General features: G+C 54.5%; 21 protein-coding genes. 1 reads left to right on the top strand and 20 read right to left on the bottom strand.

Translation table 11 applies throughout. The features are described 5' to 3' along the window. Positions 1-67 precede the first annotated feature (67 nt). From ESZ91_RS07950 to ESZ91_RS07875, 16 genes are all read right to left on the bottom strand, one after another. Positions 68-796 (bottom strand): glycerol-3-phosphate acyltransferase, encoded by a 729-nt coding sequence (locus tag ESZ91_RS07950; protein ID WP_129225910.1) that lies wholly within the window; start codon positions 794-796, stop codon positions 68-70. A 10-nt stretch (positions 797-806) separates the two neighbouring features. After that, positions 807-2,129, bottom strand: a complete 1,323-nt coding sequence (gene der, locus ESZ91_RS07945; RefSeq protein ID WP_129225908.1) for a ribosome biogenesis GTPase Der — start codon at positions 2,127-2,129, stop codon at positions 807-809. Between the two features lie 101 nt (positions 2,130-2,230). Beyond that, a complete protein-coding gene (locus ESZ91_RS07940; protein ID WP_129225906.1) occupies positions 2,231-2,530 on the bottom strand; it encodes a hypothetical protein in 300 nt (99 codons plus the stop codon). 82 nt (positions 2,531-2,612) lie between these two features. Further along, a complete protein-coding gene (pyrR, locus tag ESZ91_RS07935) occupies positions 2,613-3,149 on the bottom strand; it encodes a bifunctional pyr operon transcriptional regulator/uracil phosphoribosyltransferase PyrR (RefSeq protein ID WP_129225904.1) in 537 nt (178 codons plus the stop codon). Beyond that, complete coding sequence (locus tag ESZ91_RS07930; protein ID WP_129225902.1) at positions 3,143-4,078, bottom strand: RluA family pseudouridine synthase; 936 nt, start codon at positions 4,076-4,078, stop codon at positions 3,143-3,145. The genes pyrR and ESZ91_RS07930 overlap by 7 nt, the downstream gene beginning before the upstream one ends. Next, positions 4,071-4,631: a signal peptidase II gene (gene lspA, locus ESZ91_RS07925; protein ID WP_129225900.1), complete on the bottom strand. Its 561-nt coding sequence runs from the start codon at positions 4,629-4,631 to the stop codon at positions 4,071-4,073. The genes ESZ91_RS07930 and lspA overlap by 8 nt, the downstream gene beginning before the upstream one ends. Before the next feature lie 14 nt (positions 4,632-4,645). Beyond that, a complete protein-coding gene (locus ESZ91_RS07920) occupies positions 4,646-5,212 on the bottom strand; it encodes a hypothetical protein (RefSeq protein ID WP_129225898.1) in 567 nt (188 codons plus the stop codon). Beyond that, positions 5,205-6,644, bottom strand: a complete 1,440-nt coding sequence (locus ESZ91_RS07915; RefSeq protein ID WP_129225896.1) for a nicotinate phosphoribosyltransferase — start codon at positions 6,642-6,644, stop codon at positions 5,205-5,207. Before ESZ91_RS07915 ends, ESZ91_RS07920 begins: the two co-directional genes overlap by 8 nt. Before the next feature lies 1 nt (position 6,645). Beyond that, the gene (lgt, locus tag ESZ91_RS07910; RefSeq protein ID WP_129225894.1) at positions 6,646-7,602 is read right to left on the bottom strand and encodes a prolipoprotein diacylglyceryl transferase; all 957 of its coding nucleotides are present in this window, start codon (positions 7,600-7,602) and stop codon (positions 6,646-6,648) included. Between the two features lie 131 nt (positions 7,603-7,733). Continuing rightward, the gene (rd, locus tag ESZ91_RS07905) at positions 7,734-7,898 is read right to left on the bottom strand and encodes a rubredoxin (RefSeq protein WP_129225892.1); all 165 of its coding nucleotides are present in this window, start codon (positions 7,896-7,898) and stop codon (positions 7,734-7,736) included. Between the two features lie 58 nt (positions 7,899-7,956). Continuing rightward, positions 7,957-8,415 carry a dUTP diphosphatase gene (gene dut / locus ESZ91_RS07900; RefSeq protein ID WP_201270868.1) on the bottom strand — a complete coding sequence of 153 codons (459 nt, stop codon included), beginning with the start codon at positions 8,413-8,415 and terminating at the stop codon, positions 7,957-7,959. Between the two features lie 43 nt (positions 8,416-8,458). Then, entirely contained in the window at positions 8,459-8,992 is a 534-nt protein-coding gene (gene nrdG, locus ESZ91_RS07895) for an anaerobic ribonucleoside-triphosphate reductase activating protein (RefSeq protein ID WP_129225890.1), read from the bottom strand. Positions 8,993-9,020: 28 nt separating this feature from the next. Further along, on the bottom strand, positions 9,021-11,144 hold the full coding sequence (nrdD, locus tag ESZ91_RS07890; protein WP_129225888.1) for an anaerobic ribonucleoside-triphosphate reductase: 2,124 nt from the start codon (positions 11,142-11,144) through the stop codon (positions 9,021-9,023). A 141-nt stretch (positions 11,145-11,285) separates the two neighbouring features. Continuing rightward, positions 11,286-11,519 carry a hypothetical protein gene (locus ESZ91_RS07885; protein ID WP_129225886.1) on the bottom strand — a complete coding sequence of 78 codons (234 nt, stop codon included), beginning with the start codon at positions 11,517-11,519 and terminating at the stop codon, positions 11,286-11,288. 9 nt (positions 11,520-11,528) lie between these two features. Continuing rightward, positions 11,529-12,308, bottom strand: coding sequence for a septum site-determining protein MinD (minD, locus tag ESZ91_RS07880; RefSeq protein ID WP_129225884.1), 780 nt, complete (start codon positions 12,306-12,308; stop codon positions 11,529-11,531). 102 nt (positions 12,309-12,410) lie between these two features. Then, entirely contained in the window at positions 12,411-15,206 is a 2,796-nt protein-coding gene (locus ESZ91_RS07875; RefSeq protein ID WP_129225882.1) for an efflux RND transporter permease subunit, read from the bottom strand. Between the two features lie 156 nt (positions 15,207-15,362). Here ESZ91_RS07875 and ESZ91_RS07870 point away from each other — a divergent pair, with 156 nt between their 5' ends. Continuing rightward, a complete protein-coding gene (locus ESZ91_RS07870) occupies positions 15,363-15,923 on the top strand; it encodes a TetR/AcrR family transcriptional regulator (RefSeq protein ID WP_129225880.1) in 561 nt (186 codons plus the stop codon). A gap of 47 nt (positions 15,924-15,970) precedes the next feature. Here ESZ91_RS07870 and ade read toward each other — a convergent pair whose 3' ends face one another. The 4 genes from ade to ESZ91_RS07850 form a co-directional block, all read right to left on the bottom strand. Beyond that, positions 15,971-17,680: an adenine deaminase gene (gene ade / locus ESZ91_RS07865; RefSeq protein ID WP_129225878.1), complete on the bottom strand. Its 1,710-nt coding sequence runs from the start codon at positions 17,678-17,680 to the stop codon at positions 15,971-15,973. Between the two features lie 113 nt (positions 17,681-17,793). Next, positions 17,794-19,341, bottom strand: a complete 1,548-nt coding sequence (locus ESZ91_RS07860; RefSeq protein ID WP_129225876.1) for an NCS2 family permease — start codon at positions 19,339-19,341, stop codon at positions 17,794-17,796. A gap of 155 nt (positions 19,342-19,496) precedes the next feature. After that, positions 19,497-21,629: a heavy metal translocating P-type ATPase gene (locus ESZ91_RS07855; protein WP_129225874.1), complete on the bottom strand. Its 2,133-nt coding sequence runs from the start codon at positions 21,627-21,629 to the stop codon at positions 19,497-19,499. A gap of 14 nt (positions 21,630-21,643) precedes the next feature. Further along, entirely contained in the window at positions 21,644-22,024 is a 381-nt protein-coding gene (locus ESZ91_RS07850) for an ArsR/SmtB family transcription factor (RefSeq protein WP_236082716.1), read from the bottom strand. Positions 22,025-22,054: the final 30 nt, after the last annotated feature.

Here is a 22,054-nt window from a genome sequence, read left to right as displayed (position 1 = left end):
GCCTCCATACACTCTTTCGATACAGTTTAGTATATGAAGGCATTTTTTTATTTAGTACGAAATTTTTTCAACTTTCCTTCTTCCCGTGCGAAAGTTTTCTGACGGAAGTGCGGTGTTCTTCGCCCGCCAAAAGCGCCACGATATTTTTGCGGTGCGCAAACCAGGTGAGAAAACAGTTGAACGCAAGAAGCATGAATACCGCGATCACATAGGGATTGTTCAGTTCCCCCGCGTAGCGGAAATAGAAGATGAGTCCCTGCGCCACGGTCAAAAGGCTGACGCCGAACAGCGAGCCCATCGAGCCCCATTCGCTTTTGAATATGTATAATAGCGTGAGTACGAGTATACCGAGCGCCGCGAAAAACATCCACCAATAATCGCAGGTAAGCGCAAACCAGAACATTCCGAGCGTGGAAGCGATGCCCTTCCCGCCCTTGAATTTCATGGTGACGGGGTAGATATGCCCGACGATCACGCACACGCCGCAGACGTAGCGGGCAAGATCGGAAACGAGAAAATCCGTGCCCGCGAATACCTTTCCACGAAAAACGAAATACCCGACGAGCACCATCGCGCCGCCCTTGAACATATCGAGAAAGAGAGTCGCCGCGCCGATCTTCAATCCGAACTGACGGCTCATATTCATCGTGCCCGGGTTGCCGCTGCCCATCTTGCGCACGTCCTTATGCTTGATCTTGGAGATCAGCAGCGCGAAATTGAAACACCCCACGAAGTAGGACGCAACCGCCAGCACCGCAAAGATCCACCATACGTCCCGAAACAAAATTTCATTCATAACTGATTCCTCAATATCCGCCTTCCGTTTCGCTGCGCTTGCGGCAGACGATGCGGATAGGAGTGCCCGAAAAGTCAAAAGAGCGGCGGAGAACGTTTTCCAGATATCTTTTATAAGAAAAATGCATCAGTTCCTCGTCGTTGACGAAGAGCACGAAAGTGGGCGGGCACACGGAAGGCTGCGAACAGTAATAGATTTTCAGCCGTCTGCCGCCCGTGGCGGGCGGTTCGTTGGTGCGCACCGCGTCGAGCATCAGATCGTTGAGCGTGCCCGTCGTGATGCGGCGGTTGGTGTTTTCGAACGCCTCGCGCGCGATCTTCAAAACTTTGTCGGCGCGTTGCCCCGTCTTCGCGGAAATGTAGACGGACTTAAAATAATCCATGAATTTGAGGTCGAAATGCAGTTTCTCTTCGAACTTATTGATGGTCTTGGAATCCTTTTCGATGACGTCCCACTTATTCATGACGATGACGGAGGGTTTGCCCTGTTCGTGCACGTAGCCGATGATCTTCACGTCCTGCTCGGTAAGCCCTTCGGCGCTGTCCACCACCAGAAGGCAGACGTCGGCGCGGCGCACCGCGTCGAAAGCGCGCATGACGCTGTAATATTCCACGTCGTCGCTCACGTTCTTCTTGCGGCGGATCCCCGCCGTGTCGATGAGCGTATATTTCTGCCCGTCGAGCGTGAATCTGGTATCGATCGCGTCGCGCGTCGTGCCCGCGATATCGGTGACGATGGAACGCTCGAACCCCAAAAGGCGGTTGACGAGGCTGCTCTTGCCCGCGTTGGGCTTGCCCACCACGGCGATCTTTAAACTTTCGGTATCCTCTTCTTCCCCATCCCCGAAATAGGTGAGCGCCTCGTCTAAAACGTCGCCGATCCCCTGCGAATGTTCGGCGGAAACCGCGAACGGCTCCCCGAGACCCAACGCGTAATATTCGGAAAGTTTATCGGGCGAATAGTTATCCACCTTGTTGATGACGAGAATGACGGGTTTTTTGCTGCGGCGCAGTTTTTCCGCCACGTCGTAATCGGACGCGGTCAATTCTTCCCGCCCGTCGAGCATCAGCAAAATGACCTCTGCGGTTTCGATGGCGGTATCCGCCTGCCGCAGGATCTCTTTCCACATGACGTCCTCGCTTTTCAGTTCGATGCCGCCCGTGTCCACCACGGTGAAGTTTCTGCCGCGCCAACTCGCGTCGGCGTACAGCCTGTCGCGCGTAACGCCGGGACGGTTTTCGGTAATGGAAATTTTCCGTCCCGCGATTTTATTGAAAAGCGTGCTCTTGCCGACGTTCGGACGTCCGACGATCGCGATCAAAGGATTTGCCATGTTCTCTCCGTACTGTTTGAATTCCTATTCATTGTACCAATTTTGCGGCGGTTTGTAAAGAAAAAAGGCGGCAATGCAGCCGCCTTTTCCGTTTTATAAGGTTATTTTCCGATATTGATGTTCAGCATACCGAATACGCAGCCGAGCACATAAATCACCAGTGCAATCCAGAATACGATTTTCCAACCTTTATTCAATCCTCTGCTGAACTGATACGCGGGGAACGCGATCGCGATGAGCAAGGCGATCTTCGCCACCAGGTTGAGGATATCTCCCACGATGGAACCGTTAAACAATCCGCCGAACGTAAATGTGAACGCCGCGATGATCAGCGCGACAAACGCGCAAAGTTTCACCAAGTCCCTCTTCGCCTGTCCTTCCGTTCTTTGTTTTCTAGACATAACAAACTCCTTTTTAGTTTTAATTCTGTATTATTTTACCACGATTTATACAGCCGCGCAAGCAAATCGACGGAAATAATTTTTATTTGTCGCAGATATACACGGCGTTTTCGCCGTCGGTTTCCCGATACCGCACGAGGATGCCCTCGCGGCGGGAGGAAGGGACGCTTTTGCCCGTAAAATCCGCCTTGAAGGGAAGTTCGCGGTGCCCGCGGTCGATGAGCGCCAGAAATTTGATGCTGCGCGGCCGCCCCAATTCCAACAGCGCGGAAATAGCGGCGCGCACCGTGCGTCCCGTGTAGATCACGTCGTCGCACAGCAGCACGTTTTTGTCGGTCACGTCGAAATCGATGACGCTGTCCAGAACGCGCGCTTCGTCGGGCAGCGTTTCCAGATCGTCGCGATACAGCGTAATGTCGAACTCGCCCAAAGGAACTTTTTTGCCCTCTATCTTAAATATTTCTTCCGCGACGCGTCGCGCCGTGGGGACGCCGCGAGTGCGGATACCGACGAGCGCGAGATTTTCCGCGCCGCCCTCCGATTCCAGAACTTCGAACGCGAGACGGCGGAAGGTATTCTCCATGTCCGCGCCGTCCATCAGTTTTCCCTTGATCACCATGGTTTTCTCTCCGTATATCCGCCCTTTTTCAGCGTTTCCAATACTTTTTCGAACGCTTCGGGAAGGGGCGCTTCGAAAGTCATGCGCTCGCCCGTGGCGGGATGATCGAGCGAGAGCCGCGCCGCGTGCAGCAACTGCCCCGCAAGATTGAATTTCTGTTTTTTGACGCCGTACACGGGATCGCCCGCGACGGGATGCCCGATATACTGCGCATGCACGCGTATCTGGTGCGTCCGCCCTGTTTCCAATTTGAACAGTACGAGCGTAAAGCCTCTGTCAAACCGCGCGAGCACCTCGTAATGCGTCACGGCGCGCCGCCCCTTGTCTTCGCTCACGACCGCCATTTTCACGCGGTCGGTCGGGTGCCTGCCGATGTACGTCGAGATCGTGCCTTCGTCGTCCTTGAATATCCCCTCGCAAAGGGCGAGATATTCGCGCGCGCAGGTCTTTTCGGCGATCTGCGCGGACAGCGACAGATGCGCGCGGTCGTTTTTGGCGACAACGAGAAGCCCCGTCGTGTCCTTGTCGATGCGGTGCACGATGCCGGGACGCACGACGCCGTTGATGCCGCTCAACGAATCCAGCCGATACAAGAGCGCGTTGACGAGCGTGCCCGAAAGATTGCCACTGCCCGCGTGCACCGTGAGCCCCTGCTGCTTATTGACGACGGCGATGTCCGCGTCCTCGTAAACGATGTCGAGGGGAATATTTTCGGGCGTCAGATCGAGCGTCTGCAAAGCGGGGATCTCTACCTCGATCGTTTCCCCGACGGCGAGCGGGCGGGAGGCTTTGACGGGCCTGCCGTCCACGACGACGCGTCCCTCGTCGATGAGTTTTTTCGCCGAAGAACGGGTGATATCCATAAGCGCCGCCAGTCCTACGTCCGCACGTTCGGCGGCGGTTTGTACGAGAAAAGTTTTTTTATCCATCCTGCTCGGCAGAATCGGAAACGTCCTTTTTCAAAGAACCCGCGGCGTCGTCCAGATCCCTCTTCTCCTTATCCTTTTTCCCGAAACGGAAGATCGCGTCCTCGTCGATAAACAGCAGATCGAGAATGAGCATGACCGCGCCCGCGGTGATGGCGATATCCGCAACGTTGCAGTTGAAGTTGAGAAAAGAAATATTCCCGACGCTCAGCGCGATGAAATCGCGCACGCCTTCCAGAACGACGCGGTCGATAAAGTTGCCCAGCGCGCCGCAGAGAATGAGCGCCAGCGCCGTGCGCATAAAGCGGCGGCTCGGTTTGGTCTTTACGAGCAGTACCAAAAAGACGACCATGGCGACGGACGTGACCGCGATGAATACGGGGATCGCCCATTCCTTGTCGCCCAGCATGCCGAACGCCATGCCCGTATTCATAGTTTTATCCAGCGCCAGAAGGCCGGGTATGATCGTAAGTCCTTCCACGTTGAAGGCAAAGATGAGCGCTTTGCTCAACTGGTCGGCGAAAAGTACCGCAAAGATGATGATCGCGTAAGCCATATATACTCCGTTATTTATTCCTCGTCCATGAGTCCCAGTTCACGGCACAGTTTTTCTAAGTCCAGTTCCTGTTTGGGATTGAGAACGTCGTCGAGGTTGAAACCCGTATCGCTCTCCTCGGCTACGTATCGCTCGATCCGCTTTTTGGGATCGAACGGCATCTCCTCCGCGGAGGGCGGATCGTCGCTGAAAAAGGCGGTGCTTTCCCTCCCTAAAAGGGCGGCGAGATGGTCTGCGAACGCCGCGTATTTCTCGCCTTCGCCCTTGGGCATGCTGTCCGCCATCTGCGCGGCGAGCCGCTTCCATTTTTCCGCAAACATTTGCAGCGTGCGAAGTTCGCATTCCGCGTTCAGGCGGTACAATTCCTTAATTTCCGAACCCTTTTCCTCGGCGTCCACGATGGCCTGTCCCACCCGTTTTTCACGCGACTGGTATTCCGCGCACGCGGCGCGCAGGTTCTTGTTTTCCACGTTCAGCCTGTCCACCCGCTCTTCCAACTGGCGGATACGCTGCTCGTATGCCGTTTTCATGCCTTCGGCGAGTTTTTCGAAATCTTTTTTGGAATAACTCTTTTTAAACATTTTTGTTCCTTATTTCCGAAATCATCTCGTTCTTGACGTTATATAATTTTTCAGACAAGTCTACTTTATAAATATGCGGATTATCCAGCCGCTTATACTCGTCCCAGAAACTTTGCTTTTCTCTCTCCGCATACGCGCACACTTCGGCAAGGCTCGGCGAAGGCGCGACGGGTTTTCCGCCTTCGATGACCTTTCGGGAAAGGCGGCGCACCGTATAATTCGTGAAGGTCGTCCGCTTCCAGGTATCCTTGGGATGGAAAATCGTGAGCGGTTCGCGCTCGTCGATCTCTTCTCCTTTCAGACAGATCAGATCCGCCTCCGCCTTCCCGCTCTCCTTATCGTAAATGCGGAACACTTCTTTGAAGGCGGGGTTCGTGATCTTATCGGAATTGTCGGAAAGTTTGATCTTGTTGATCTCGCCCCCCTCGGCGGGATAGAGCGCCGCCAGTTTATAGACGCCGCCCAGCGCGGGAAGGTCGGAACTTGTGATAAGTTTCGTGCCCACGCCCCACAGATCGATCTTCGCGCCCTGGCTTTTGAGGGAAGCGATGAGTTTTTCGTCCAGATCGCCCGAGGCGCAGATGATCGCGTCGGGATAGCCCGCTTCGTCGAGCATGCGGCGCGCCTTTTTGGAAAGATAGGCGAGATCGCCGCTGTCGAGGCGGATGCCCTTGGGCTCGTGCCCCGCCGCGCGCAGTTCGTCGAACACGCGGATGGCGTTCGGAACGCCGCTCTTCAAAGTGTCGTAGGTGTCCACGAGCAGCAGGCAGGCGTCGGGATAAATTTCGGCATAGGCGCGGAACGCCTCGTATTCGGAGGGAAAATTCATCACCCAACTGTGCGCGTGCGTGCCCGCGACGGGAATACCGAACAGTTTGCCCGCAAGCACGTTGGACGTGGAACTGCAACCGCCGATGATCGCGGCGCGCGCGCCGTACAGCCCCGCGTCGGGCCCCTGCGCGCGGCGCAGACCGAATTCCATGACCGAGTCTTCCCCCGCCGCATACGCCACTTTGGACGCCTTGGTAGCGATCAGCGTGGCGTGGTTGACCACGTTTAAAAGCGCCGTTTCCAGAAACTGCGCCTCGCAGATGGGCGCGCGCACGGTTATGATAGGCTCTTCGGGAAAAACGAGCGTGCCTTCGGGCACCGCGTACACGTCGCCCGTAAAGCGGAATTTTTCGAGATACCGTAAAAACGTTTCGTCGAATAAACGCAGAGAGCGAAGGTATTCGATGTCCGAGGGTGTAAAGCCGATGTGCGTGATATAGTCGATCGCCTGTTCCAGCCCCGCCGCCACCGAATAGGTGATGACGGCGTTTTTACGGAAGAACAGATCGAACACTGCGACGTCCTTTTCCCGCCCGCACCGCAGATACCCGTTCATCATGGTAAGTTGATAAAGATCGGTCAGCATGGTCAGATCTTTCATGTCATTTCTCCGGATCGTCGTCGGCAGGCGGCGCGTTTGGTTTCGGTTCTTCCGTTTTTTGTTCGGAAATCTTTTTCGCCTCTTCTTCCTGTTTCATCTTTTTCAGTTGCTCTTTGGTATATAAGCGCGGCATGATCGCGAGCGGCTCTCCCGACGCGGCGCCGACGAACTTGCCGTGCTTTTTGTAATTCCAGATCAAAAGGCCGATGGCGAGAACGACTCCGCCCACCGCCATGATGATCGCCATCACCTGCGAAACGGGTATATTCGAACCGAGAATAAACTCTCCGTCGCGCAGCGGTTCCATGACGGAACGCGTCGTGCCGTAGGCGAACAGATACCCGCAAAGCGCCAGGCCGTTGGGTTTTTTGAAAAATTTCCACATGAACGTGAACAGCAACGCGAACACGATCAGATTGAGCATACTTTCGTAAAAGAAAAACGCATAGTGCCATTCCTGCAACTTATCGATGAATACTGCGAACGGAAACCATTGCAGCGCCTCGTTGGTGACGACGCCGCCGTACACTTCCTGATTGACGAAGTTGCCCCAGCGCCCGATCCCCTGCCCTAAAATGAGCGCGGGAACGACGCAGTCGGCAATGCGGAGAAAGTTCACTTTATGGAGGATACAGAAAATCGCGACGCCGACCGCTCCGCCGATCACGCCGCCGATGATGGAAAGCCCCCCGTCGCGGATACCCGAGATCCATTCGCTGATCGGGACCTGATCCGTGATACAGTAAAAGACGCGCGCGCCGATAATGGCGAGCGGGAGCACGCAGATGACCAGATCGAGCACCCAGTCCACGGGCAGATTGCGCCGTTTGAAAAGGAGGCACGCCACGCCGATCCCCAAGATCATGCCGCACACGATGATGACCGCGTAATAATATATCGCAACGCCGAAAACGGTGAAATGCGGGTTGTCGTTCGCTAATAGCGTATTCAGGTTCATATCGACCTCCTTGCCGTCTTACTTTTATTATAACATATCGCCCATGAAAATTAAAGTTATTTTATGAAAAATTTACAAGTGAAAACCAAAACCCCTGCGGAAAATTTCCGCAGGGGCGTTTTTTCGGGCGATCAAGCCTCTTCCGACTCGAACATATCCTTGCCTACGCCGCATAAGGGGCAGGTAAAATCTTCGGGAACGTCTTCCCACTTGGTGCCGGGCGCGAGACCGTTATCGGGATCGCCCGTTGCTTCGTCGTATTCGTAACCGCAGATCGAGCAAACGTATTTCGCCATAAATAAAATCTCCTTTTGAATTTTTATTGAAACCATTATAACAGAAATTATTGAAATTTCAAGCCTTTTTTCCAAATTTTCCCGTAGAACCGAACCCGCCTTCGCCCCGCGCCGTATCGGAAAGCGTTTCGCATTCGGTAAACTCCGCCCTGAGATAGGGCGCGATGACGAGTTGCGCGATGCGCTCGCCGTCCGCGATGGTGCGCGGCTCGTTCGATTGGTTGTAGAGCGCGACCATGATCTCGCCGCGGTAATCGCTGTCGATGACTCCCACCTTGTTGGCGGGCGCGAGCCCCTTTTTGCAGGCGAGGCCGCTGCGCGCGTACACGAGGCCTACGAGGTTTTCGGGGATCTCCGCGGCGATGCCCGTATGGACGAACGCCGTTTCCCCCGCGCCGATCGTGATCTCTTTGTCCGCAAGCGCGTACAGGTCTGCGCCCGCGGCACAGTCGCTGCCGTACGTGGGCGCGATCGCCCTTTCGTCCAACTTTTTGAATCTGACTAAAATTTTGTTCAAAATAATTTCTCCGTCGGATGTATTTTCAGTTTGTGCAAATGTTCTATCTATATTCGCCCTGGCGGTAGAAAACCAGCCCGCCCGTTTTCAGGCACTCCTTCACGTCTAAAATGCGCTGGTTGGAAGAACCGCGGAATTGCAGTTTCAGATCCTTTTTCTCTTCCACGAACTCTCCGTCTACGAGAACGTCGATGAAAGACAGCATTTCGTCCGTCGCCTCGCAGTGCGCCCTGCCTCCCTCGCACAGATCAGAGTCGTACAGATAACCCGTGTAGCACCAGACGGTCTTTTGCGGATATTCGCGGCGTACGCGCCGTAAAAGTTTTACGAGCGCGCGCTGGTTGGCGGGTTCGAACGGTTCGCCGCCCAACAGGGACAGTCCCGCGATATAAGAGGGCGCCAAAGCCTCGACGATCTCTCGTTCGGTTTCTTCGGTAAATTCTTTGCCGAAAGAAAAATCCCACGCCTCGGCGTTGAAACAGCCCTTGCAGCGGTGCGTGCAGCCGCTGACGAACAGCGAAACGCGCACGCCCACGCCGTTCGCCACGTCGTGTTTTTTAATGGTCGCGTAATTCATACGTTCTCCTCGCGCCGACGGCGCAAAATCACAGATGCAAAACGCGCGACTTGATCTCCTTGGTCTTGCCGAGGTTCCAGAAATTTTCGCCGAGATAACCGCACGTGCGGCGCGTCACGTTCATCTTTTTGTGATCTTTGTTGTGGCAGTTGGGACATTCCCACTCATTGTCGTCGTTGATGATGATCTCCCCGTCGTAGCCGCAGACGTGGCAATAATCGCTCTTGGTATTGAATTCGGCATACTGGATGTTGTCGTAAATATATCTGACGACTTCTTCCATGGCTTCGAGGTTGTTCTGCATATTGGGGATCTCGACGTAGGAAATGCAGCCGCCCGAAGAGATGGGCTGGAATTGGCTTTCGAACGTGAATTTGGAAAAAGCGTCGATATCCTCGCGCACGTCCACGTGATAGGAATTGGTATAATACCCCTTGTCCGTCACGTCGGGTATGGTGCCGAATTTTTCCTTGTCGATGCGCGCAAAACGGTAGCAGAGCGATTCCGCGGGCGTTCCGTACAGCGCAAATCCCAGTCCCGTCGCCTTTTTCCATGCGTCCGTCTTGTCGCGCATATGCTGCATGACGCGGACGGCGAAATCCTGCCCTTCCTCTTTCGTGTGCGTGACGCCCTTCATCAGTTTGGTCAGTTCGTACAGCCCGATATAGCCGAGCGACAGCGTGGAATAGCCGCCCATCAGAAGTTTGTCGATGGGCTCGCCCTTTTCCAGCCGCGCGATGGCGCCGTACTGCCAGTGGATGGGGCTGACGTCGGACTTGGTGCCTTTGAGCGCGCGGTGGCGGCACATGAGCGCCTCGTAGCACAGATCGAGCCGCTCGTCGAACAGTTGCCAGAACTTTTTCTCGTCCCCTTTCGCCACGATGCCGATCTGCGGCAGGTTGATGCTCACGACGCCCTGATTGAAGCGTCCCTCGAATTTATACTGCCCGTTTTCGTCTTTCCAGGGGGAAAGGAAGGAGCGGCAGCCCATGGGAGCGAACACGTTGCCCTCGTAGATCTCGCGCATCTTTTTGGCGGAGATGTAGTCGGGATAGAGCCGCTTGGAAGAGCATTTGACCGCAAATTTCGTGATGTAATCGTATTTGCCGCCTTTCAGGCAGTTGAATTCGTCGAGCACGTACACGAGTTTGGGGAACGCGGGCGTAACGTAGACGCCTTTCTCGTTCTTGATGCCCTCGTAACGCTGGCGCAAAATCTCCATGACGATCATGGCGTTCTCTTCGAGATACTCGTCGTTTTCATCCAGATGCAGAAAGAGCGTGACGAAAGGCGACTGCCCGTTGGTCGTCATCAGCGTATTGATCTGATACTGAATGGTCTGTACGCCGCTTTTCAGTTCGTCCTGCACGCGGTCTTCCACGAGTTTTCCGATCGCCGCATCGGTTAGGTCGGGGCAGGTCTCGCGGTAATGCTTTTCGAATTTCACGCGGCTCTTGCGCAGATATTTGCCGAGATGACGGGTATCCACCGACTGACCGCCGTACTGAGAGCAGGCGACCGCCGCGATGATCTGCGTGACCACGGTGCAGGCGACCTGGAAACTTTTCGGGCTTTCGATCATCTTCGCATTCATCACCGTGCCGTTGTCGAGCATATCTCCGATATTGATGAGACAGCAGTTGAAAATAGGCTGCACGAAATAGTCCGCATCGTGGAAATGCAGAATACCGTCCTCGTGTGCCTTGGAAATTTTTTCGGGCAGCAGAATGCGCTTGGTGAGATCTTTGGAAACTTCGCCCGCGATCAGGTCGCGCTGCGTCGCCGCGGCGAGCGCGTTTTTATTGGAGTTTTCCTCCATCACGTCCTTATTCGCATTGCGGATCAGGCTTAAGATCGCCTCGTCCGTAGTGTTCGCCTTGCGGACGAGCGCGCGCGTATAGCGATAAATGATATAAGTTTTGGCGAGTTCGAAATGCCCCTGTTCCATCATCTTTTCTTCGATGATATCCTGGATGTCCTCGACGAGCATTCTTTTCTTTTTCTTGCTTTCGATATAGTCGAGAATGTCTTCGATCTCCTCTTTCGAAACGCGTTCGGATTTTTCCACTTCGGCGTTTGCCTTGCCGATGGCTATTGTTATTTTCGCCCTGTCGTATTCGGCAATGCTGCCGTCTCTCTTGATCACCTGCATAGTTGTCCCGTCCTTCTTGTTTTTGCATCACATATTATAATACGAAACGTAAAAAAAAACTGTTGCTAAAACAACAATTTCAAAAAAATACAATATGTAGTGTTTTGTGCGACATTTTTATTCTATATGTAGAAAACGCGATCAGTAGCGTATGATGCCGAAAGGCTTGATCTCGTTCGCCTCCGCCTCGATGGAAATGCGGTAGGAATCGCCCTTTTCGATCTTGATGGAAACGGGCCCGAGAAGGGAAAAATATCCTTCGAGCACCCGTTCCAGATCGGCGAGCACGACGGCTTCGCATTCCGCAGAAAGAGGCGACTGCTCGCGTTTGAGTATTTCGCGCGCACGCGCCGCGTTGTTGTTTAAAGCCTTCATACACCTTCCCTACAAACTCTTTTTCAGGCTCCTTCGGATACTGCCGAAAAAACCGTGATATTTATACGTCACGTTAAAGATGCGCCGCTGCCCGCGCGCAATGTTGCCCGCCAGAAGTTTGAACGCTTTCTGTGCGTCGCCGCCCGCCACGCGTTCGCCCAGAAATACGCCGTCGTCCTGCGGAACGATGCCGATAAGGGGGATTTTCAGAATGTCGGAGATCTCCTTGGGCGTCAGTATTTCGCCGTCGATGATCATATCCCCGCGCACCATGTTGATGACCAGTTCCACACTCTTCAATTTATAACTTTTGAGCACGGAGATCACCTTATCGGCGTCGCGGAGCGATGATATATGCGGCGTGGTGACGACGATCGCTTCTTCCGCGGACGCGACCGCGCGGTGAAAACCGCCCTCGATGCCCGCGGGGCAGTCGATGAGGATATAATCGAAACGCGGCGAGAGATTGTCGAGAATGAGCCGCACCGCCTGCGGCGAAACGTATTTGTCGGGTTCGCTCTTGTTCGACGCCAGAATAAATAGGTTGGCGTACTGCGGATGGCGCACGAGCGCCTGTTTGGGACGGCAACGCCCTTCGATGGCGTCCACGAGATCGTACTGGATCAGCCCTTCCACGCCGCATACCACGTCGATATTGTTGAGCCCGAAATCGGTATCGCACACGATCACGCGTTCGCCCGCAAGCGCGAGCCGTATTCCGAGGTTGGCGGCGAGCGTGGTCTTGCCCACGCCGCCTTTCCCCGATGTTATGACGATTTTTCTTGCCATATCCTGTCCTCTGCGCACTGGTAAATCTTACCGTACAGTATAACGCCCGCGCGCGGACAAAATTTGAATTTTTTCGTCGTTTTTTACCGAAAGCGGGAGTATTTATTCTTTCCCTTTCTTTTTTCGGGAGCCCCAGGTCGTCTTCATGACGATCTTATCGCACAGATACAACAGCGAAGGCAGCGCAAAGAAGATCATGACGACGGAAGAGATCGTACCCACGCCCAACAAAAGTCCCACCGTTGCGATGGAATTCTGGCTGGATATGATGCGGATGACGAAACCGCAGCACATGAGAACGGAACCCGAACTGAGAATAGTCGGCATGGCGGCGGAGACTGCGCCCGACAGCGCGTCGAATTTTTCCGATTTCTTGCGGAGCGCCACGTAATTGGAAGAGAGCAGAATGCCGTAGTCGATGGTCGCCCCCATCAAAATACAGTTGGTCACGATATAACTCATGAAAAAGATCGGGGACGAGGCGAGCGCGAACACCGACAAGAATATCCAGACCGCGCCCTGGATGACGGCGACGAGCAAAACGGGTATGGACAGCGAACGGAATATGATGAGCACGATGAGGAAAATCGAAACGATGGTGAACACGCCGATGAGGATCTGATCGCTGCCGAAGGACTGTTTGAGATCGCTTGTGGACATGATCTCCCCCGCCACGTGACCGTTGCCCTCGAACACCTCCGCGGCGAGCGCGTTGGCATATTCGGCAAAGGCGTACGTTTCCGCGCCGTCGTTCGGCACGTCTACGTTGAAGAGTACGCGCGTATAATTGTCGCCGAGGAACAATTCCGTCGCGCGGTCGATCTCTTTTTGCGATGCGGCGACTTTCGCGCGCATTCCGTCGTCCATTTTATAGAGAAGAAGGGCGTTTTTATCCATATTTTCCGAAACGAATCCCAAAAGATCGCGCGCGGCGACGGGAGACGCGGGTATATTTCCCCCGTTCATTAAAATTTTGAAGTACACGCCCGAGATCTGGTCTGCGCCCACTGCGGGTATCCCGCTCATCGACTGCATGGAATCGGCGAGCGCGGAGAGTTCCTCCGCCACCTCTACGAAGGTGTACTCGCCTTCCTTTAAAAACGTCTGATAGACAGCCGACATATCCTGCACGCTCGCAAGTTTACTGCCCAGAAAGATGCGGATGGTCGGATCGGAGAGCATAAAATCAACGAGGACGTTTCCCTCGATCGCCGAATCGGCGGGAATGCCCTGCTGCTTGCCGTACAACGCGTATACAAATTCGATCTGCTCCTTTGTAACGTCCGCAAAGCCCTCCATCGCGCCGCTCGTCAGCGTTTCGTAAAACTCTGCCGCGGTATTCTCGGAGTGCATGAGCGCGTTGACGGTATACAGCCGTTGCACGGTGAGCGCCATATCCGCGGGCAGCATTTCCTGCGTTTCGGGATCGTTTAGGACGAGTCCGTTCGCCGCCGATAAAAATTCCGTCATCGTCATTTTCAGAATTTCGGGCGCATCGTACAGATGATAGAGCGCGAACAACTGCGAAACCGTTTCCTCATCTATTTCCAGTTTTTCCGCAGCCGTTTCCACGCTGTACTCTTCGAGAACGGTATTCGTATAGGCGGAGTAGCCGACGAGCGCGGGGCGGCCGTCTTCGAAACGGTAGTTCGCCAAGCCGTCGATAAACCGCTGCTGTTTTTCCACACCCTCGTCGCTCTTATACACGAGCACGACGGTATTGCTGTTGCCGAACGTCTGAGCGATGGCGTCGTTGGCTGCGCCGCTGTCGGTAAAGGTATAGACGTTGCCCGTCTGCACGAACGCCGCCCCCGCGACGAGCGCGACGACGAGGGGCACGATCACGAGATTGCCTTTCTTCGCGACGTTTGCCAGAAAATGCGCGCGCACGGCGATATGTTCTCTCTCGCCCTTGGTTTTTTTGTTTTTCGCGCGGAGTTTGGTCTTTATTAAAATTTTATCGAAAAGAAGGATCACGCACGGAAAGAGGGTGACGGAAACGAGCGCGGAGATCACGATGCCTTTCATCAGCACCATGCCGATGTCGAAACCGATGGAAAAGGACATGAATAACAGCGCCAAGAGTCCCGCGATGGTGGTCAAAGAACTTGCGGAAACGGGTTTGATACATTCCGCGATGGAATCGCTCATCGCCCGCTTCGGGTCGGGCTGCGTTTCTCTGTTCTTATGATAGGAATGCAGAAGCATGATGCTGTAATCCATCGCCAGAGCCAACTGCAATATGGCGGCGATGGAATTGGTTATGTAGGATATGCTCCCGAAAATGATATTCGTGCCTAAATTGATCAGCACGGCCATCCCCGCCGTGGCGAGAAACAGGAGCGGTTCGAGCCAGGAACGGGTGGTCACGACCAGGATCCCGTAAGCGATACAGATGCAGATGGCGAGGATCATCGGGATCTGCCTTGTGATCGCCTCTTTCTGGCTCTGTTTCTGCGCGGCGGTGCCGCCGAATTCCGCGTCGTAACTCGCGACCGCCTCTTTGATATCGGAGATGACCTCGGCAGCCGTTTCCGAATAGTCGTCGCCCTGGATCAGTACGATATACAGCGCCTTGCCGTCCTTGAAATAGTTGGTGCTCTCCGCGTCGAACTCCACCTGGGATACGTTTTCGATGTCCGAGAGCATTGTCTTGATCTCCTTCGCGGCGCTCTCGTTTACGCCCGAAAGCATGACCTGCACGTTGCCCGTCAGCCCGAACTCGTCCTCCATGATATCCAGCGCGATGCGCGTTTCGGTATCTTTCGAAAGATAGTCGGAAAGATTATAATTGACTCCGATCTTCGGCAAAAAGATACAACTGACGACGAGCAGCGCCGCGCACACGGCAAAGACGACGTATTTTCCTTTGATGATCCGATCCGCTATTTTTTTCATGGAAACTCCTTATTATTGATACAGTTGAAAGTTAATTGACATTTGTAACGGATAATATTATAATAAAGATAAGAAAAAAAGTCAATGACCAATCTGGGCGCAAATGTCAAATAATTGACGTTTTGCCGACGAACGTTTCCGTACGAGAGGAGAAACATGGATCTTCGCATTCAAAAAACATACAAAGCGCTGACCGACACGTTTTTGGAACTACTCGAAGAAAAGCATTTCGAGGACATCACCGTGGAAGAGTTGTGCAGCCGCGCCATGATACGGCGCGCCACCTTTTACAAGCACTTTGCCGATAAAAACGACTTTTTCATATTTCTCGTACGGGAGATACAGCAAAAGTTTATCGATGAAAATCTTGTCAACGCCTGCGCGCCTTATTGCAACGAAGGCGCTCTCCGCTCGTTTATCGAATTTATGTGCGAACACGAAAAACTCGTAAAATCGATCTCGGAGAGCAGTATGTTCTTACTTTTGGCGGATATGATCTGCGAACAGATCGCGTTCAATATGCAACTTTCTTTCAAAGAAATACAGCGCGGGAGCGCATATTTTCCCGTACAACCGGAAATCGCGGCGCATTGTTTCGCGGGCGCGCTCGTTCAGACGGTAAAATGGTGGGTACTGCAAAAAAATAAAATATCCAAAGAGCAACTCGTGGAACAACTTTCAAAACTGTTATTTCCGCTGTTTCCCGCGCAGTCTTAACCGAAAGAGCGGCGTCCCCCGTAGACGCCGCTCTTTTATTGTATGCTTTATTCCGCGTCGATGTCGATAAACGAAAATTTCGTAACGTCGAACAATCCGCGGTCGGTCAGTTTGAGTTCGGGTATGACCGCAAGTCCCAAAAAGGAAAGGCTCATGAACGCTTCGTAATCGCGGCTCACGCCCATCGCGTAGGCGCGTTCGAGCAGCGCTTCCGACGCCCCGACGAATTCTTCGGCGGAGGCGCTGCTCATCAGCCCCGCAATATCCAGCGGATAAGAATACGCCTTTTTTTTGTCGATGACCGCCATGCCGCCGCCGATGCGCTCGAGTTCCGCGACCGCCGCCGCCATATCCTCGTTATCGTCGCCGAGCACGACGATATTGTGGCTGTCGTGCGAAATGGTCAGCGCGATCGCGCCCCCTTTCAGCCCGTACCCTTCCAAAAGCGCCTTGCCGATATTGCCCGTCCTGTGATGCCGCTCCACGATGGCGAGTTTCAGAAGATCGGTGCCCTTCAACCGCACGTCGCCGTTCGCGCTCTTCACTTCGCGCACGACTTTTTCCGTCACCACGCCGCCTTTGACGATGCGCATGACGTTCGCGCGCGCGCCTTTGAGCGCGATCTTGAAATCGTCCGCCGAAACAGGCTTGATCTTGACGGTGTTTTTCACTGCGTCGGGAATATATTTTTTACAGGTAAAGAGCGGTTTCCCCTCTTTCGCGACGACTTTGCCCGCCTTGACGACCAGTTTCGCATTGAAATTTTGTAAATCGTCCACTACGACGAGGTCGGCGTCGTAAGCGGGCGCGACGGCTCCCTTGTACGGCAAGCCGTAACATTCCGCCGCGTTGAGCGTGGCGATGGTGACCGCCCGAACGGGGTCGAGCCCGCTTCTAACCGCGACGCGCAAGGCGTTGTCCAGATGCCCGTTGGCGACGAGGTCCGCCGCGTGCCTGTCGTCCGTACAGAAAAGAAAGCGGCGCATATTGTTCGCGTCCACCGCCTGACTGTTCAAAGCGGCGTTGCGCGTTGCCGAGCCTTCCCGAAGGTGCACGTACATGCCCTTTGAAACTTTTTCCCGCGCCTCTTCGGGCGTGGCGCATTCGTGGTCGGTACGGATCGCCGCCGCGATATAGCCGTTCAGTTCCCTGCCGCCCGTAGAGGGCGCGTGGCCGTCAATCACTTTTCCCGCGTCGATCGCCGCCTGCAATTTTTTCAGAACGTCCGCGTCGGTGTTGACGACGCCCGGATAATTCATGAATTCGCCAAGACCGAACACGAAATCTTCGCGGATATATTTTTCGGTATCCTCGCCCGTGATGACGGCTCCGCTCGTTTCAAAGGGCGTTGCCGGCACGCAGGAAGGCAGCATGACGTGCACTTCGAGCGGGGTGCCCGCCGAAGCCTCGGCAATATACCTCGCGCCCTCTATACCGCAGACGTTGATGATCTCGTGCGGGTCGGCGATGACGGTCGTGGTGCCGCGCGGCAGAACGAGTTTGGAAAACTCCTCGGGCGTGAGTTGCGAACTTTCGATGTGCACGTGCGCATCGATATACCCGGGAAGGACGATTTTGCCCGAAATGTCTATTTCCTCTTCCCCCTCGTACGCGCCGAACCCGACGATCTTGCCGCCGCAGACCGCGATATCCGCCGCAGTCACCTCTCCCGTGAACACATTGACGAAACGCCCGTTTTTCAATACGAGGTCGGCCTTTCGGCGGCCCGTACCCTGCTCGATCTCATTTTTCAGCATAGCCTTTTTACCTCTCGTGAATTATGCCGTTATTATATCATATTTTCCGATTTTAGCAAAGCAAATCGCAAAAAAATAAAAGCCCCGCATTTGCGGGGCTTTCGGTCGATGATTTAGTGCGTGAACAGGAAGGTAAACAGGAAGATGAGCGAAAGGATCGCCGTAACGGGGCTGATATCCTTGTATTTACCCGTGCACAGTTTGATGATCGTGTAGGAAATGAAACCAGCCGCGATGCCGTACGAAATGGAATACGTAAAGGACATCATGGTGATGGTCAGGAACGCGGGGACAGCCGCCGCGGGGTCTTTCCAATCGATATCGACGACGTTTCTCATCATCAGAACGCCGACGTACATCAAAGCGCCCGCCGTAGCCGCGCTGGGGATGAGTTGCGCGACGGGACTGAGGAACATTGCGACTGCGAAGAAGAGCGCGACCATCAAAGAGGTAAAGCCCGTTCTGCCGCCTTCGGACACGCCCGAAGAGGATTCCACGAAGGTCGTGACGGTGGAAGTACCCAAAATAGCGCCCGTGCAGGTTGCGATGGAGTCGCAGAGCAGCGCTTTCTGGATATTTTTCACTTCGCCGTTTTCGTCGATGAGCCCGCTCTCTTTGCCGGCAGCCTGGCAGGTGCCCATCAGAGTACCGATGGTATCGAACATATCGACCATGGCGAACGCGATGAGCGCCGCGACAAAGTCGAAGATCTGATTGGCGCCGATGCCCTTGAAGCCTTCCATAAAGACTTGTCCGAAAGCCATGTTGCCGAAATCTTTGAACGCGTTCAGAGGATTATTGAACTCGATCTGGTTGAACATATCGATGCAAACCTGCGAACCCGCCGCCACGCCGATACCGGCAAACACGTAATAGAGAACGGCGCTGCCGACGATGCCGATGACCATAGCCGCTTTGACTTTCAACTTGGAAAGAATGGCAATGAGCAAAAGCGAGATGATCGAAACAACCGCCGCGATCATGGCAAGACCGTTCGACGTGAAATTTAAGACGTTAAAGGAAATGAGCGCTACTTTCGTGGATTCATTCAAAACCACCAAGCCCGCATTCTGCATGCCGACAAAGGCGATAAAGAGGCCGATACCCGCGGGGATCGCGATACGGATCGACTGCGGCACCGCTCTGACGATGGCGCGGCGCGCACCGACGAGAGTGAGGATCAAAAACAGAACGCCCGAGCACAGCACGATAAGCAAGCCGTTGGCATACGAATATCCCATGCCTACGCAAATCGTATAGACAAAGAAAGCGTTGAGCCCCATGCCCGAAGCCTGCGCGAACGGCAGTTTCGCGAGGAACGCCATGAGCAATGTACCCACGATCGCGGAAAGCGCCGTAACGATATACATCGCGCCGAACGACACGCCCAAAACGAGTTGTCCCAATTCGTGATTTCCGGTGCTGAACGGATCGCCGAACATATTCGCGTTTACGATGAGGATATAAACCATCGTCATAAACGTGGTCAAGCCCGCTAATATCTCGGTCTTGAAGTTGGAGCCCATCTTGCTGATGCCGAAAAAGTTATCGAGTTTGCCCTTAAATCCCGTATATACGGGAGCGGCGACGGCGTCGCCGACGGGCGCGTTCTCCGCAGGCTGTTTCTCTTCGACTTCATCGGTCTGTTGATTATCAACCATCTTAAACCTCCGTGAAAATAATAAACTATAACTATTTTATCACAAGACCGTAACAAACGCAATCGAATGAACACATTTTTTAAAAATTTTGTCATATTGCGCCGTGACAAAAAGAGAGCGCGTTTTAATACGCGCTCTGTGTCAAATCATTATTTTTACTCTTCGCGGGAACGTTCGCAGCAGCCGCCGCAGGTACAGGCGGTCTCTTTGCCCTTCCCGTTTGAAAAGCCCGTCCGCGTGCGGAAAGAATTGAGCACCGCGAGCATCATCACGCCCACGTCAGCCAGCACCGCCACCCACAAAGGCACGATATCCAGAAGCCCTAAAACCATGAGGATCAATTTGACGGCGATGGAAAATGCGATGTTCTGCACGACCACCGCGCGGGTCTTGCGCGCGATGCGCACCGCGAGCGGTACCTTTGAAAGATCGTCGGAAACGAGCACCGCGTCCGACGCCTCGATGGCCGCGTCGCTGCCCACGCCGCCCATGGAAACGCCCGTATCCGCCTCGATGAGCACGGGCGCGTCGTTGATGCCGTCGCCGACATAGGTGAGCGCGCCCTCTTTTTTGAGTTTCGACGCGATCTCCAGTTTTTGATCGGGCAAAAGTTCGCTGTACGTTTCGTCCAGCCCCACTGCGGCCGCCACCTTTTCGGCGCGGCGGCTGTTATCGCCCGTAAGCATGACCGTACGGGAAACGCCGAGTTTTTTGAGCGCCGCGAGCGACTCCCGCGCGTTTTCTTTGATCTTGTCTTCGATCTCCAAAAACCCAAGATACTTATTATCGTACGCCGCGTACACGAGCGTGCCGTCCGCCTCCGCAGGCTCGAACGCGACGCCGTTTTCCGCGAGTAGTTTGGCGTTGCCGACGAGCGCGGTCTTGTCGTTTATCCTGCACTTTATCCCGCGCCCCGAAATTTCGAAGACGTCCTCCGCCTCGCCCAAGGGAGCGATCCCCGCAAAAGCGCGCGCCAAAGGATGCGAGGATTTTTGTTCGGCGGCCGCGGCGACGGCAAGCAGAAATTCGCGTTCCCCCTCCTTTACGGGATGCGCGGCGGAGACGCAGAAGTCGCCCAGCGTCAGCGTGCCCGTCTTGTCGAACGCGGCGATCTTCGTGCGGGCGAGCGTGTCTAAGGAGGTGGAACCTTTGACCAGTATCCCGTGTTTCGCCGCAAAGCCGATGCCGCTGAAATAGGAGAGCGGCACGGATATGACCAATGCGCAGGGGCAGGAAATGACTAAAAAGACGAGCGCGCGGTAGACCCAGTCGCCGAAATCGGCGTAATGATTGCCCGTAAACAGGGGGACGAGAAACGCCACCACGGCAGCCGCCAGACAGACGACGGGCGTATAGATCTTTGCGAATTTCGTAATGAATTTTTCGGGTTTCGCCTTCTTTGCCGTGGAATTTTCCACAAGGTCTAAAATTTTGGCGACCGTGCTGTCGCTGTACGCCTTTTCGGCGCGCACTTCGATGACGCCGCCCGCGTTGATGCTGCCGCCCAAAACGGCGTCGCCCTCCGAAACGTCCGCAAACGCAGCCTCGCCGCTGAGCGATTTGACGTCCAGCGCCGTCCTGCCTTTGACGACTACCCCGTCCACCGCGATCTTTTCGCCCGCTTTTACGAGCATCACATCCCCGATCTCTATTTGTTCGGGCGTTACGGTCTTCTGCCCGTTTTCGGTTAAAACGGTGGCGCTCTCGCTCTTTAAGTCCATCAGGTCGGCAATGGACTTGCGGGAGGCCCCCACCACGATGCTCTGCAGCAGTTCGCCCAAGCGGTACAGCAGCATGACCTCGATCGCCTCGGCGTATTGCGCCAGACAGATCGCACCGATCGAAGCGATGGTCATGAGAAAATTTTCATCGAAAATGCGCCCGTGCGCAAGATTTTTCACGGTCGTCCACACGATGGACGCGGCGACCGACGCGTAGGAAAGCGCATACAGCACGTACAGCGCGACGGAATAGCGTTCGGGAATGAAAAACGTCGCCAACAGAAGCGCCGCCGAAAACGCGATACAGAGGATGTCCGCCCGATAGGTCTTCCAGACGTTCGGTTTTGCCGCACGCAGCGGCTCTTCTATGACTTTCACCTCTTCGAAATTCGACGCCACCCGTTTGACTTTTTCCAGCGTTTCTTCATCGTCGCATTCGAGCGACAGCCGCTGTTTCATAAAATCCACGGAGGCGGAGCGCACGCCCCGCACGCGGCGGATCTCCTCTTCCAGTTCGAGCGCGCACGCCGCGCAGTCCAGTCCGGAAAGTTGTATGTGTTTCTGCATAAAATACTCCTCGTTCAGCAAGAAAGATGCTCGCGGCTCATTTCAATGATTTTCGCCACGTGTTCGTCCGCAAGGGAATATAAAATATTTTTTCCGTCGCGGCGGGATTTGATGATACGGCTGTCGCGCAATATCCGCAGTTGATGCGATACCGCGCTCTGCTGCCCCTCCACCGCCTCCGCGATGTGATACACGCACATTTCCCCTTCCGCCAAGGCGAGAAGGATCTTCATGCGCGAAGGTTCGCCCAACGCTTTGAACGCCGCGCACATCGTCGCCACGTCCTCCTCCGAGGGCATACTGCACCGCACCTTTTGCACGGACGCTTCGTGTTCGCAGCGGCTCCTTTCGTCGTCCGCCATGCTCTTATCTTGCTCGATTTCTTTTATTTCCATAACGATTTTCCTCTCTTATATAAATTTAAC

Source organism: Candidatus Borkfalkia ceftriaxoniphila (genome assembly GCF_004134775.1).
Lineage (GTDB): Bacteria > Bacillota > Clostridia > Christensenellales > Borkfalkiaceae > Borkfalkia > Borkfalkia ceftriaxoniphila.
Note: the sequence above shows the minus strand (reverse complement) of the source record. Positions and strands in the feature narration are given on the sequence as shown.